At 43.7% G+C, this 14,670-nt stretch carries 8 protein-coding genes; all 8 read right to left on the bottom strand.

The genetic code is table 11. The features are described from left to right. Positions 1-2 precede the first annotated feature (2 nt). Positions 3-4,997, bottom strand: a complete 4,995-nt coding sequence (locus QNM18_RS01685) for a hypothetical protein (protein WP_284136119.1) — start codon at positions 4,995-4,997, stop codon at positions 3-5. After that, complete coding sequence (locus QNM18_RS01690) at positions 4,994-7,666, bottom strand: hypothetical protein (RefSeq protein ID WP_284136120.1); 2,673 nt, start codon at positions 7,664-7,666, stop codon at positions 4,994-4,996. The genes QNM18_RS01685 and QNM18_RS01690 overlap by 4 nt, the downstream gene beginning before the upstream one ends. Positions 7,667-7,765: 99 nt before the next feature. Further along, a complete protein-coding gene (locus QNM18_RS01695) occupies positions 7,766-11,017 on the bottom strand; it encodes a hypothetical protein (RefSeq protein WP_284136121.1) in 3,252 nt (1,083 codons plus the stop codon). A gap of 148 nt (positions 11,018-11,165) precedes the next feature. Beyond that, positions 11,166-11,567 (bottom strand): GPW/gp25 family protein, encoded by a 402-nt coding sequence (locus QNM18_RS01700; protein WP_284136122.1) that lies wholly within the window; start codon positions 11,565-11,567, stop codon positions 11,166-11,168. A 13-nt stretch (positions 11,568-11,580) separates the two neighbouring features. Beyond that, positions 11,581-13,167: a phage baseplate assembly protein V gene (locus QNM18_RS01705; RefSeq protein ID WP_284136123.1), complete on the bottom strand. Its 1,587-nt coding sequence runs from the start codon at positions 13,165-13,167 to the stop codon at positions 11,581-11,583. Between the two features lies 1 nt (position 13,168). After that, complete coding sequence (locus tag QNM18_RS01710) at positions 13,169-13,906, bottom strand: CIS tube protein (RefSeq protein ID WP_211013119.1); 738 nt, start codon at positions 13,904-13,906, stop codon at positions 13,169-13,171. Positions 13,907-13,908: 2 nt separating this feature from the next. After that, positions 13,909-14,154: a hypothetical protein gene (locus QNM18_RS01715; RefSeq protein ID WP_211013118.1), complete on the bottom strand. Its 246-nt coding sequence runs from the start codon at positions 14,152-14,154 to the stop codon at positions 13,909-13,911. 12 nt (positions 14,155-14,166) lie between these two features. Then, the gene (locus QNM18_RS01720) at positions 14,167-14,628 is read right to left on the bottom strand and encodes a phage tail protein (RefSeq protein ID WP_023399364.1); all 462 of its coding nucleotides are present in this window, start codon (positions 14,626-14,628) and stop codon (positions 14,167-14,169) included. Positions 14,629-14,670 lie beyond the last annotated feature (42 nt).

Consider the following 14,670-nt stretch of genomic DNA (forward strand, 5'->3'; position numbering starts at 1 on the left):
GATTAAACGTGGTCATTACGCCAGAAGAAACGAGAGTGGTTCAATGGCTTATCTAAGAATAGAGCATGCCATAAGAATTCACCGTGATGCTCCTCTTGCTCCTCAAGGTGGTAGCAGCCCATGCTGAATATATGGTTTCCATCACCTTGTTGCGCATTATTGCGACGCCAAAAACCTTTACAAATCAGGTTTTGACACTTGTAAGCGCCGCCGCCATGTAGCTGTGCAGTGTTGTTTAAAGCGGTCACTTCGCTATCATCACAATGAGCAACTGCCCCACCCCGTTCAGCTGAGCAGTACTGTGCATGGATCATGGCATACCTCAGGCCGTATGCAGCACCACCTTGTCGTCCGGCTCTGCAATTACGGATATTTTTGGCTTCGATGTTGGTAACATCTTCACCATAAATTGCGCCGCCATCACCACTAACCGCATGGTTTTCAATTACACAGTTTAACTCGATTTGATCGGCGTAACGTAGATTGAATGCGCCTCCATTGCCTTCATAGGCGCTAAGCTCTTTAGAAACTTCATGAATAGCACCATCAAAAGTGAAACCATGCATACTTACATGTTTAACCGTTGCATCGCGGTCTCCGCGAATTAAGAAGCGACAACCTGAATGCGCTTTAACAATGCGCGTTTCCCGCTCGTTGAAGCCAACAATCGTTAGGTTTGAGCCAACTTCCACAGCTTTTTTGAGTTTATAAGCTCTTGAAACCTGGCGATGACCATTGTGAGGGAACAATAAAATCGTCATATTGCTCAAACAATCTCGTGAGAAGACATCATCAAATTCTTCCTGATTATGTATCGCCACAACTTTTTTACCGCGACCAAAACGCCATGCATGTTCATCAACATAGGCTTTTACAGCAGCTTGAGTCGCGAGCACATTGTCAGACGCCGTATCTCCACCAAGCTCGCAATCCGGTGAGATCGCCTCGATATGTGGGCCTTCAGGGAGTTGTAATTGCTGTGGTGAAACCTTGCCTTGTACAGAGCAGTCGCCAATAATTTCTGCGCCTTGCTCTAAATTAAGTGTATTGGCGAGGACTAAGTCTCCTTCAACGGTTAAATTGTCCGAAACCCGAGCATCACCTTTTACATCAAGTTTATGCTCCGGCATTTTACAGCCAACACCTACATTTGCATTTCCGTCAACAATGAATTCTGAAGTTCCGCGCACAGCAACATTCAGAGCTGCTTCACCTTCACTGGTATTGATAGCCACCATGGCACTCTCATTGAGTGATTCACCAACTTGAATGCCATGTTGCGAGGCTAGTTTTGCTGCTTCAATTGAACCACTGACATATGAGTTGCCCTTGACGTGAGTATCACTGCCAAAGTTTGATTCGCCTTTAACCGCTAAATGACTATGGATATCTACGTGAGGCTTGAATACAACTTGATTCGCTGCATCGAGTCCCTCAACAACTAAGCTACCGCGAACTGTGGTATCTTTACTAAAGTGCACGGCTTCTTTAAAGAAAGCGTTACCGCTTACAGTTAGCTCTTCTCCAATGAGCAAACTCTTAGCAAAATTGGCATCAGCTAATAAGTTCAACTTACGTTCTATTGTAGTTAAACCTTCAATGGTCACCGTATCTTTAAATAATGCATCATCATAAACCGTCAAGTCAGAACGAAGCTCAACATCACCTAAAATTTTAGCGCCATCTAAGCACTCTAGCTGTCCTGTACCACGCAACACGCCGTTTAATTCAATATCACCTTCAACTTTCACATCTCCGACAATATCTAGCTCCGCATCTGGCTGGTCATTGCGGATCCCCACTTTGCCATTTTGGAACACAATTGGGTTAACCCCTTTGTGATATACCGCCAATGCATGCTCAAAATGGTTTTGCTCAATACTCACTTGCGCACTACGTCGGGTTGATAACTCTTCCTCTTCCGAGGTGTGCATCGCCAAACCAATGCGTGTTTCACCTTGAAGTTCTGAGGTGCCGTAAATATTGATATTACTTCTGAAGCTTGCGTATTCATTGACGTGTAAACTGTCGTCGACTTCAACACGGCCCTGCACTGACAAGTCTCTTCTAAAACAAGCATCTTCACCGACATCAAGCACATAGTCAGGTCTCTCAACGCCAAGACCTAGGTTGCCATGACTAAATACCAGCTGCGCTTTGCCACTGGGGTCATCAACTCGAATAGCTTGTTGATCTGTTTCACAAATATGTAATCTTGCCGTTGCCTGATAAGGGGCTAATGACAAGTTGCCACCCACATTTGCATCAGCTCTAAACGTAGCATCATTGTTGACCGTCAGTGCATCGCGCCCCTCTGTGCCTTCGATCTCAACACTGCCACCAGCATAATGTTCGCCAGAGACACTCAAAGTTTCGTTAATTTGTGTATTGCGACCAACTTGGAGACTTGACTTGATTTCGGCATCACCATCTACTGTCAATTGGGAATCAAACTGAGCTTCTTGGGTTACGTGTAATTCACCATCTAACAGAGACTTTCCTGCAACATGAAGCGCTGCCCTTTGTATATCCCCAGAGTTATTTGTAACGCTTACATGCACACCATTTTTGAGCTCAGCATGTCCCATTAACTTGGTTTTACCATCAACGTGTAATGCCAAATCTGCGTTTGAAATATTTAGTTGACCATTGATATCTGCCTGGCCTGTTACCGCAAGGTTTGCACCATTGTTTGGCAGGGTTTGGTTTATCGCCAACTGGCCAGCAGCTGCCAATATTTCTGCATCTTCTGCTATGTTGGTTATTCTAAATACCGGGCTTTCTGACAGTTGAGTTAATGTAAACTGGCTATTGGCAAAATCAACTGCTGTAAGTTCATTCTCAGTAATCGTAAATTCACCGAATAGATGTGAATCACCGTAGACATTGAAAAGTGCAGACTTGTCACTCGAACCAATCTGAGTGTGCGTGAGCGTAGCTCTGAACCCGCCACTCTCACTGCTATCACTGACAACATGTACACCCGAGAGTGACGTTATGTCCTTGTCAAATAATGCCAGCTCACCAACGTGAAGACTTTCTTCAGGGTTGCGCTTGAACAAGCCTATTCGCTCTGCCTGCGTGTTGATAAGCGAAGTGGTTTTTAGACCATTGAAATAGCTTATATCAACACTTTGAGGCTGGCCGTTGTGAGCCAAAACGCCCAATTTGGCGCTCGTTGTCCAATCGCTTTGTACACTCTGTGAGGCAATTTTCACTTGTTCGCTAAAATCTGCGCGGTCCGTGACGTTAAGCTGTGGTGTAACAATGTCGCCTTTTACATGCAAAGTATATGGCTGCTGTGCACTGCCCATCACTGTTTTAGTATCATTGATATTTAACAGCGAATTCCCTTCTTGATCAGCGACTAGCAGCGACGTACGCTCAGACGCTGTGCTTTTCACAGTAAAAGTAGCTGTTTCATTCGTCGTCGCTTCCCCGACTGTTAGATTATGCTTCACCACCGCGTCCGTAGCTGTCAGCTTAGTATCAATGGTTACGTCATTATTTGCATGGACTGTTGTGAATTCAGCATGATCTTGAACATCAAGCGTCGTATTGATCAGCGCACCAACATTCGTGGGCGTGCTAGGCGGATTACCTACTCGTAATTTCTGAGTATGGGTTTGTCCACTGATCTGTGCATCAGTTTGTACATTGATGTCACTTACCCTTGTTGTACCAGCAGTCAAAGCTTCGTCGATTTGCGCAGTCTCTGCGTTTATCTGCTTATCGACAGTGAGATTTTGCGACACATAACCATCCGTTAAGATGTTCACATTTCTCTCTTTTGCTCCCGGCGTATTTGTCACTTTCAAAAAAGCTGAGCTGTTGTCACCTACACGAAGTAAATCTCCATTATTCGCTTGAATATCTACTTTTGCACTGGGTGTCTCATTGCCAACGGCAAGCATTTGGCTTATGTAAGCATTGCTGCTGACAGAAATATCAGTGCCAACATTAATTGCCTTTTCAGTGGTTACTGTACCGGAAAACTCAGCATCACCATTACTATTTAGTTCAATGTGTGCGTGAGCTTCGCCTTGGCCTACCAGTAAATCTTGAGCAATGTGCATACTTGCCTGCGGCGTATCAGTTCCAACACCCACCTTGCCTTCAGGATTAATGATAAAAGGCGTCGTATCCTTGTTATAGTCATCGACTCGAAATAAATCAGTCGTATCTGAAGATCGCTTGCCAATGTGAAGCTTTGCCGATGTACTATTTTGTTCGAGGCCAACTCCCATCATTGGTACTTCAACATGCCCATCGAAAATCGCATCTTGCGCTTCTAGCACGCCATTAAGTTCAGTACGCTCTTCCACTGTGAGCATGTGCGCAGACGTGCTGCCTTGAAATTCTGCTGTCCCTGACGCTGTAATTGATTGGGTTTGAGTATGCCCACCAACTACAACGTCTTGTTTCGCTTCTACCTGACCATGTGCTGTAATAGTCGGATTGCCTTCATCATCCAGACCTGCATCTAAGGTGTTCACAGCACCTTTGCTAACTGATAATTCACACGCTTGTAGGTGCTGGCTAATATTTGCCGTTTGAGACTTCAGAGCCTGCGTTGCTCTCACATTCCCTGTTACACGCAAAACATCTTCTGCGCTGGGGTTAACCGCAACTTTGTCGTATACAGTGACACTTTGTGCATCAGCGGATAGCACGTCGATTTCGCTATCTTCATTCGACACCACGACATCATGACTAATCTTGACCGCTTCCGTATCTACGCGTAAACGTTCTTTATGACCATCAGGGCTAACCGTAAGCGGCGAAGTTACTGCAATTTCGTCAATCGTACCTTGCTTAACAACAGAAATTGGATCGTCTATTTGGTTAAAACTGGATAGAATGAGCGATTCAAAATCATCCCCTGTTGGTGTTTTGAGGTCGTCAAATTTATCATTTAATTCAGCGCGACTGCGCTTGGTTACAACAGATGGTTGGTCGCATTCGACTAACACTTCTTGGTCACTGGTTTTGTTCATTCTTCGTTTCCTTCAGGATCTATACGATTTGGCACGCTGGTTGCCACGATAAATTTCGAAACCACCGCGGTGTTTGAGTTAATTTGTGAAAAAGACACAGGTAAAATCGGTTTAAGAAATGGCAGGGGTGAATACCCAACCGTAAACCTGGTACTATTTGGCTGCGCAAATGCATTAGGCGTGCAAATGTGATCGATACAAAGCTGCGCTGCCAAGTAAATTACATGATGTTCATTGAAACCATCAGGGTATAACTCACTGTGATCATTAATTACTATTTCGACAGCTTTTAGTACCTGCGAATAAGTTTGCCCTTCAATTTCAATATCCGTTGGTTTTGGCTCACAGGCGTACTCGGTCAATATTTGCACCAAATATGTGTTGAGCACTTCCATTCCTTGCGGTTTGCCAAGCACATATTCAATGATGTTCTCGATGATATTCTGTGGCTCGGTAGCCACTATTTTCTCGAGTAAGCCACCGATATCTTGAGCAACATTTGAGATATGCTCATATTCACCTGTAAACCTTTCTCGTTGCGCCTGACCATAGAAATTAAGCCAACCGAAATACAAACGCTCGAATAAGCTCATTTGCTCCCGATCTAACCAAATACACTGGACTTTTAAATGTAAAGGTTTGAACTTAGTTATTTGACTCTCTACTAAGGCTCTAAACTCAACGCTTTGCATACGCGTTGTCCAGTTAGGTAAAATGCAATACAAAGTGCCTTGATGTGTATTTCCGAGTAAGTCACTTTCTAACAAGTAAAAGCTTTCACGGTTATGTGTTGCCATTGGCATCTGGCCGTTATGTGAAAAGCCAAGATTGCGCATTATTAAACGACCAAGGCTAGCTAGATGCGCTGTTTTAGGAGTTTTAGACAAATAGTTAAAACCGCGACATCGGTTTTCGCCAAGTATTCCCATCTCATTGAGCAAACGGCATTTGTCTACGTACTGGCGCAATAAAACGAGTCGAGACAACAAATCCTCTTGATGGCTTGGATCCTGATGACAGTTGCCAAGAATATTGACGTAAAAAGCAAATACTTCACGGTATTTTAGTAAGTTGGCATTAGGTAATTTCACCGCAAAACGTGCGAGCAAGTGCGCTAGGCTGTCATTCAAACGAGTCAGTTGCGAAATCGAAAAATCAGCTTCAAGTTGCTGCTGTAAACCACTTTCCTGATACTCTGCCATAGCCATCTTAACCAAATGGTTGATACCACTTATGCCGCTTACAGCTTGGCTTAGCTGGGTATGTGGTAGCAGAGCAACACGCTGCCAAAATTCATCGAGCAAAGGTGATGACAAAGCTTCACTTGCGAGCATTAGGTCCATGATCTGACCAAGTCGCTCAAAATGCATATATTGCGGTAAAGCTAATATATGCGGTAAAACGTCTATCTGTTTATGCTGATCCGCTAGAAGCTGGTCAAATAAGTGCAAATATCCCTTGAACTGAAGTAGTTGCGCTTTTTGTGCTGAGTCTATTTCCCGGCTTAGGGATAACTCTGTCACTGCATACGTTTTTGGTAGTTCATGCTGCAATGAGTGATACTGGCTTAAAGGTAAAAATGCCTGTGAGCTATTTGATTCTTCAGCGTAAGGATCCATACCTTGACTGATGATATTCTCGCTAACAGCTGATTTAATCGACGCTATTTCATCACTGTTTAATGTGTAGCTTTGGCCTTCAATCATCAAAGTAATGCCATCAAAAAACAGTTCTGACAAAAAGCCCAGCTCAGGCGCAAGGTTTGTTGAATTTGGGTCTAGATCTTGAATTTCAACCTGCCAATATTCATACCCAGGCTGTCCGCCATGCTCAACGATGAAGCGAAATTCTTCAATTTGCTCTATGTTTGGATGTACACGAAGTGCATCTAAAATATCAGAGCTATAGAGATGCTTTTTAACTGGCGTGTTATCTAAATCGGTATCCAAAATAAAACCATTGTTGAGTGCCGGACCGACATAGATATCGTCGATGTTCATTCCCCGCTCCAACAACTGCTGTGCATTGTAGCGCGGCAGATTTGGCGATATTTCCAATGCAATTTTAGTGAGAATATCCGCCAATACTTGCACCAAATCGTGCGCATCTTTGAGCACTAAGTGCATCCCTACATACACAGGCGCAGGCTGGTAAAACTCAATATTGCCAAGCTGGTGCGAGACTGTGCGCGCTTTGGCAAAGGTTTTATGGATTTCTTGTTGTAAGCTCTGATGTGAAGCCTGCGTATGTTGATGTGGCTGAACAACCAAGTCGAGCACAGTTGCTCCATTAACCCGATCGTTGCGAACGTCGATTGTGAGGTTTTGAATCTCTGGTATATCTAATAGCAAACGTCGATAATCAGCCAAAGTAACACAGTGACTAAACATCACCTGTTCTGAAGTTAGAAACTGTGTCAAGGTCGACTGCTCGTCGTACTCAGCATTGAGCAAATCTTCCACTGGATAATTGAGCTTGTAACTGAGATCCGATAACACATATGCCAAAACTTCCAGCAAGGTTATGCCTGGGTCAAATACGTTGTGGTCGCTCCAGGTTTCCGGCGCTAACTTTTGCAACTGCGCAATACCTTGCGCACGCAGTTCTTCTAGGTCCTGCCCAGAATGTAGCGAGGCATCTGAAGCAATTTTCAGTGCGTTGATTTCCATGATTTTCCTTTGGAAAGTAATTCGATATGGGAGAAGACGCCGAATTATTTAAACTGTGAATGATTTTCTCAATTCAGCGTCAAGTGAAAGTAAGTGAGATCACTGCACAACAAAGTTATGTTGAATTTTCCATTTACCAATCCCTTCAAAAACATCCCCATCTACATTGGTCAAAGAGATTTTATGGTTCCGGGTGGGGACCAGTATTTCGCGGCAGCCATCTGAAGGGCTGCTTCCCTCTGGACAACAAGTGTTAGGAGAGATCTGAGCATATTCTTTGGCTTGTGCATCTAGGCGCTTACCACGGATAACTTGGACCATATTCACTGCTTGGTGCGCCTCCAAAGCTTGTGCGACATCGGTTAAGAAAATCGTTTTCGATAGCTCTGCGTCAGGTTTGTTCCAGGGAGTTAACGTCTCGACAATCAGCGCATTAAGTTCAACGACTGTGGTCTGAATATCGAATCTAGGATCGATCTGAATAATGATTTCAAGCTGTACTTCTACATATTTGGGGTCCTCTACACGCACTTTAAGGTCTGGAACAGAGCGGGCTTCCACTTCCTCCTGTATTTTTCGCATCAAATATCGCGGAGCTTTAGGTTGTAAAATATCAGTGTCGTGGTTCAGCGGGATCACCGTTATATTGACACCCTCTTTGGTTTGATATGCAGTCACTGAATGCAACTCTGGAAATGCCTGTAATACGAAGTGTTCATAATCCCACGCCGTAAGAAGCCTATCTCTGTGTCTCAGTCGTTCACTGACTCTACGGTACAAGCGGCTATCGTCCTCTTTTACTTTGGCACCAAAGCTATCAAATGGCTGAACAACTGACGCTATTGAAGGGTCTGTCACCGTCAACTTACCAATGCTGCCCGCTTCGAGAGGTTTCAGATAATGAGACTGCGCATGCTCTGTTGAGTTAAGGGTGATTTGTACAGCCTGTGAATACACCCCTTTCAATTTTGAATATATCGGTTGAATGTAGTCATCCACCCGCGTTTCTGAGTCAATCACAGCCCTTATCCATACTTTTCCATCTTGGTTAAATTGGTCCGTTAAATCGAACTCAGGCAGTGAAAAAATGATGATCCCTGAATCAAGTAAATCATACGTATTGTCTTGTAAGATCCTACCTTCTTGGTCACTTCCCTGAGAATCATCACGACTAAAGTGATGCCATTTTCCCTGATTGTAGTACTCCCATTTAAACTGCGGCGGCTCGCTAAAATTGTAACCATCCACCGCCTCTAACTGGAACAAAACACTGCACTGGCCTGGTGTTGGCAATGCACCAAACGCAACGTATAAATATCCAAGTTCGTCAATTTCAGGGAGTAAATGTAGGCTATTTTGGGTTTCTAAAATCTGCAATTGACGACCGATTGGTGAAATATGCTCTATCCAAATAGCATTGCCAATCGCATTTCTTTGCGCCCGAGAAGTACTTTGTGTTCGGTAATGCAGTTTTACAGAATCTAATAATGGCGTATATGGCTCAAGGACTTGCGTTGGAATAAAGTCGCCATTGTCGGGATCCCAATTAGCTAGCTTCATGCTATTTTGAAAAGCATAGTACTCAGACACTTTTGTGTATTGCGGGTGCCCAAAATCCTGATTAGATAGCTCTAATGTATACCACTTAGGCCACTGTTTCGCTTGAGTTAAGTTAAAAGGCAAAGATAAGTAATCAGCTCCGCCATTATCATCGTCATAGGTAAATACTAGGCGGTTGGTAGCAACGTTATTAACCAGCTCTGGTAGCGCTTCACTCTGCTGTGCAGCATCAAGTGACAATGACTCAAAACCCGCGTCGTCACCTGACACTTGCCATGCCGGATCATTGTAAAAAAGGTCTGATACCTTTTTCGTTTGCTCACTGCTATAAGCTACATCAGACTGCGAGATCAGCACTTGGTTTTTCGGCCAAGGAAGAGGTTCGCTGTTGTCAGTTGCAGTGACAGGAGGTTTTGTCACAACGTTTTTGTAAAGCAGGTACGTCTGATAGTGCGCATCAAAATCTTCTGGTCTACCTACCCAGTTAAACTCGATACTCGCTCGCGTAACCCGTTTACATAGTAATTCGGGGTGCGTGAACTCAAACTTTTCTGCGAGCTGGGGCGTAAAGCCAAACGGTTCAAAGGGCTTTGAGGTATCCAAAAAACCAATTCCATTATTCGCAATTAAGCCATCTGCACCTAATACCGTAACTGCCAGCTGAATTTCCTGGATCTCACTGCGTGTTAACTGCGCAAGTAACTCATCTCTTTTTTGTAAATCAAGCGCATACAGAGCATCATACTTGGATTGCTTCAACACAAATGCAATGTAGGGCAATACTTTGTCGCGACCTATAAACACATCTTTTACCGGCGCAATTGGCGCAAACAGTTCATCAACAAGAATAACCAGCTCATTATTGTTACTCAAAGACACTTGCTGCGCGTCTAGTTGAATAGGCCCGTCTTCCGTACTCACCTGAATGTCAAAGCTTTCAAGCCACAAGGTTAAGTCAATTGGTGTTTCACCAAACTCATCTGTTGAAAAGCGCAGTGCGATTACCCGTTTGCCACTGCTCAAGAATAAATCTTGAGAAGCAATTTTAAAGCCGATTTCCACGGGGGGCTGCAGGTGTGCTTGCTCTATATCGCCAAAAGTCATTGCGCTACTTTCAAGCTCTACCCCTTGTTCCGTATCCAGCAAAACATTTCGGCCAATTTTGATACCTGAGTCATTGTCTGCTTTGTTTACCGTGATGACATTGTCAACCACGGCACGGTTAATCGCGCTTGGTTCAGAGAGTTGGTAAACCAAGTCTTGTCCTTGCTCGTCCTTTCCACCATCAAACTGTGTACCTGGTTGCAGGGTCAAGGAATCAACTTCATTGAGTTCGATTAATACATGCGCCGAATCTGGTGTCGCATCTAGCAGGTCAAAACCTAAAACATCACGATAGTAGTGATCTAAGTGGCGCTGCACAAAACCGTTAAATTGCTGCTGCGTATGCTGCAATAAATCCACAAACGTGAGCAATAAAGCCAAATCAGGTCTACTTGCTAAACCCTTAATTAGTTCATCGCCACTGTCTGACACGATTAGCTTCGCTAATGCCGCAAATTTGGCAGGCTCTGGGATCACTTTGTACCAAGTCTGAACAGGCTGCCAAGTTGCTTGACCAATAAATTGAGTATGCTGTGCAACCGTCGACAAGTAACTTAACCACTGTTCTACTGTACGCGGCTCTATGTTAAAAAATTCACTAGAAAGCTCTGGGATCTGTCGTGCAGTTTGACTTAACCCCTTTATTTCCTTTGAATCAAGTGATTGACTACGAGACTTAAAAGTCATGAGAGTACCTTATTAATGTTATATATGAGCACATCTATGCGCTACTTGGCCTGATTGACCATTGCTAAATAGTAAGCGACGTGGTTCTGCTTGATACTTGGCTAGTAAAGAAGAAAAGGACGTGTTCAATAAAAGTTTAAAAACGGGTTTAAACTGACTGCTCTGCAAGGTAGAAAGGAAACACCATATTGCTTCGGCTATTGGTTTTGCGGATCATATAAGTCAGTTCTATTAACAGCGCACCTTCGTAAACGTCTGACATATCGAATGAAATATCTTCTAAGATAATTCTAGGTTCGTAGTTTAATAACACCGCAGATATCTCTTGCTTTAGCGTCACCAACGCTGATTCACTGGCATCTTCAAAAACGAAGTTAGACAAACCAGAACCCAGCTCACTCCAATAAGGTCGCTCCCCCTTTAGAGTATTTAATGCAACAGTAATCGCTTGTTTTACTAATTCTTCATCTTCAGCCATTTCAGGCCCTGCGTCTGGGTTTGTAAACTTCGGAGGAAAACTCCACCCCCGACCAAGAAATGAATTATCCATACAAAACTCCTCGTTATCCTATTTCCATCTTATCCGTCGCAACCACCACTTTTGCACTTTCTATGGTAATGCTCTTATCCATTTTAATTTGGCTGTCATCAGGGGTTTTTATAACCACATCTGTTTTTGCCGTCATACCTGCTTTATCTTTTTGCGACAAGGCATAACCTGAGCTGTCTCCCAGTGAAATTGAGTGCTCTTTGCTGCCCTCTAAAATGATGTGCGGATCTTTGAAAGTGAACTTAATTGCGGTTGCTTGCTCTTTAAACAATAACCCCCGAACATCATATTCTTTTTTGTACCCGCCTAGCGGAGGTGGCGCGACTGGATTGTGACATGCACCGACAATAACTGGGTGTCTAGCATCTCCACCAATAAAATCGACAAGCACTTCGGTGTCAGGGTTTGGCGGCAAGAATAAGCCCTCTTCTTTGCCTACATAGGTAGTCAACAACCTTGCCCAAATAGGCTCAGTCGTTAACGTGTTCAAAGTGACAGGTATGCGATGCAGCTTCTCTTTATCTTCTTTAAAAGGTGCAACTGTGCCTACCAACATGGGAGTAGATGACAACTCAGCCCATTTAGACCAGCCACTCTTGGTCAAAGATAAGCCCAGTGTAAATTCACAAAACCAGCCTTGGTTGCTTAAATGATGATGAATTTCTGTCACTATATAATCTGCTTTGTTGTTTTCACCAGCACCTGACACCTTGATTGCATCTAGCAGCTTCAAACTGTGTAAAGTGGTGGCAATGGACATATCTACTTGAATACGACCTTGGCTGGTATCTAACAACCGATAAACTTGCTCAGCTTTGGCTTTGGCTGCGAGCTCTAGCTTATCAACAGGCATCTGAGATTTAATAACAACATCTGCCGCAGCTCCTTCTTTTTTCTCTCCCGAGTCATAAGTCTCTAATAACAAGGCTTGCGTTTTAATATCCCAAGCACTGTGATCAACCTTTTGCGCGTAAGAACTATTGTCTAGGCATAATTCAAATTCCGTACACCCGTCCATTGCAACGTTAAACTCAGTGGCAGCAGGTTTATGCTTTGTAAGATCAACAATTTGGATCCCTTCCTCTTCGTAGAGTGCGAAACCGTTGGTCAAGATCCGATTCATGACCACTTCCCAAGGTTTTTTTTCAACCATAAGGTACTGATAGTGCTTTATTTTACTGTCTGCTACGGTTTTTTTGCCGGCACAAGGTTTGAGCAAGTCAGTGATGATATCTGTATCGGTAGAATCAGGTTTGTAGAGCTTACTTATTTTAGATTGACATAGTTTATTTGCTTCACCTTTAGCAAATACTTCAACATACGGGTCACAGCAATAACCAATCCTTCCACCAGTTATCACACCATCAAATAACGTAATTTGTGGGTCTTCACCAAATCCGGCTTTTACCTCAATAGCCTTACCAGGCTGAAAGTCTTTATTGAGATCCAGTGTATAGGTTTCTTCGGCCATATCTCCATCTTCAAATACAATCGACAACTCAGAAACCTGATTGAGCCCACGGTGGGTGCTAATCTCTCGCACACCGACCTCTAACTTTTTCTCACTGCCATCCACTAAGATCGTATATCGAATATCCATGTTAGCGCTCCAATGGTGGATATATAACGTATTCTCCGACCGACGCGGTACGAATCGAAGGCAGTCTATTTACACTGGCAACTTGATGTACATAGTTTGCTTTACCGTAAATGGATGTCACTTCTGATACTAAGCTGTCGCCATCTTTAAACTGCAACTCGTGGGTAAGATCTGGCGAGCTTTTACCTGTTCTGAGCTTAATTTCTTTGTTAGATAAACACTCTGAGATGTTACACTCCACTTGGGCTTTAACTCGGTTGCCTTTGGCATTAACCAGTTCACTGATCACGTTAATATCATTGAACATGCCGTGAAAGCCGCCATCTGCGCCATGATTAAGAACCATGTTCAACGGCATAATAGTGACAAACGCAGGTAAGTGTGTCTCTCCTTGAACAGCAAGACCATACTGCAGCATTTGCTGAATACTGTCTTCAGTTGTGGTCTCTCCACTTATGCCCATTGCTAGTTGCGCAGGCGTTTCGATAATCGTGTCATCTAGCAAAAACTTAATCGTTAAAATTGACGTAGGAGATTTTTGATAGCGAGCTGAGCCACTTTCAGAACCAATCGCTTTTGATTCTATTAGGTAATTTTGATGAGTCACATTGAGTGACTTGGGATCATAAGGTAAGGTTAATTCTCCCAATTTATTGCCATTTCCTCGCTCGATTTTTTTATAAAATGTCACTTTGCAAAGGGGTAAACCACTTGCATTGATACCGTCCGCTTTGTTCATAATCAGGGCCTTTTTTCTTTTCCTTGCCGCGCAAATCTAAATTCAATATGTCGTTTTATGTCTGACTCTAACTGGCACAATAAGTCTTGCAGTTCAACCCGGTTCACTGTATTGCTAAAGTGCTCAGCTTGGGGCGCCTGCTTTTGCGCATCATTGGACATACCGCCTGAACTTGGCTCTGCAGGTTGGGCGGGGCGATCAGCACGGATCCGTGCCCTAACCCGCACTTGATTACACTTAATTTCCATCTTTGAGGCTCCTTACACTGGCAAGCCAGGAATAGGCACTGCCACCAAATCACGATAACTAAAACTGAGAGACTCAATAAGTACATCATTTCGGCTCGCATCAATCCCCTCCCACTCCCAGCTTTCTAAAAATGCGTTTTGTACAAGCCATGCTTGCGATGGTAAGTAGTTATCATCTAAGGTGGTGATCAAAATGTGGTTTTTAACTAAGTAAGTGTTCCATGCATCGCCAAAAACTAGGTTTTGCAGCATCAAAAGGCTGCCACCTTGAAACACACCTCTTTTTAGAGTTAATGTTTTGGCTTGTTTTTGGTTGGCGATACTGACTCGGTTATTGGTATATTCAATAGTGCGGTTCATCTTAAGACCGCTAACTTCTTTAAACAAAATATCAATGGGGTTTGGCACACCGGCGGCCATGATACCAACCAAAAATCGATACCCAACCATAGGTGTTCTAGGATCTTGAAACATATTAGCCACCTAAGCGGGCACTTACGTGCCCTAAAAGAAAAT

The sequence above is a fragment of the Pseudoalteromonas obscura genome (genome assembly GCF_030135505.1).
Classification (GTDB): Bacteria; Pseudomonadota; Gammaproteobacteria; order Enterobacterales; family Alteromonadaceae; genus Pseudoalteromonas; species Pseudoalteromonas obscura.

Excerpts from the sequence above, each read along its gene's own strand:
- QNM18_RS01685 (WP_284136119.1), bottom strand. The coding sequence starts at position 4,997 with ATGAACAAAACCAGTGACCAAGAAGTGTTAGTCGAATGCGACCAACCA.
- QNM18_RS01700 (WP_284136122.1), bottom strand. The coding sequence starts at position 11,567 with ATGGATAATTCATTTCTTGGTCGGGGGTGGAGTTTTCCTCCGAAGTTT.
- QNM18_RS01695 (WP_284136121.1), bottom strand. The coding sequence starts at position 11,017 with ATGACTTTTAAGTCTCGTAGTCAATCACTTGATTCAAAGGAAATAAAG.
- QNM18_RS01705 (WP_284136123.1), bottom strand. The coding sequence starts at position 13,167 with ATGGATATTCGATATACGATCTTAGTGGATGGCAGTGAGAAAAAGTTA.
- QNM18_RS01690 (WP_284136120.1), bottom strand. The coding sequence starts at position 7,666 with ATGGAAATCAACGCACTGAAAATTGCTTCAGATGCCTCGCTACATTCT.
- QNM18_RS01710 (WP_211013119.1), bottom strand. The coding sequence starts at position 13,906 with ATGAACAAAGCGGACGGTATCAATGCAAGTGGTTTACCCCTTTGCAAA.
- QNM18_RS01720 (WP_023399364.1), bottom strand. The coding sequence starts at position 14,628 with ATGTTTCAAGATCCTAGAACACCTATGGTTGGGTATCGATTTTTGGTT.
- QNM18_RS01715 (WP_211013118.1), bottom strand. The coding sequence starts at position 14,154 with ATGGAAATTAAGTGTAATCAAGTGCGGGTTAGGGCACGGATCCGTGCT.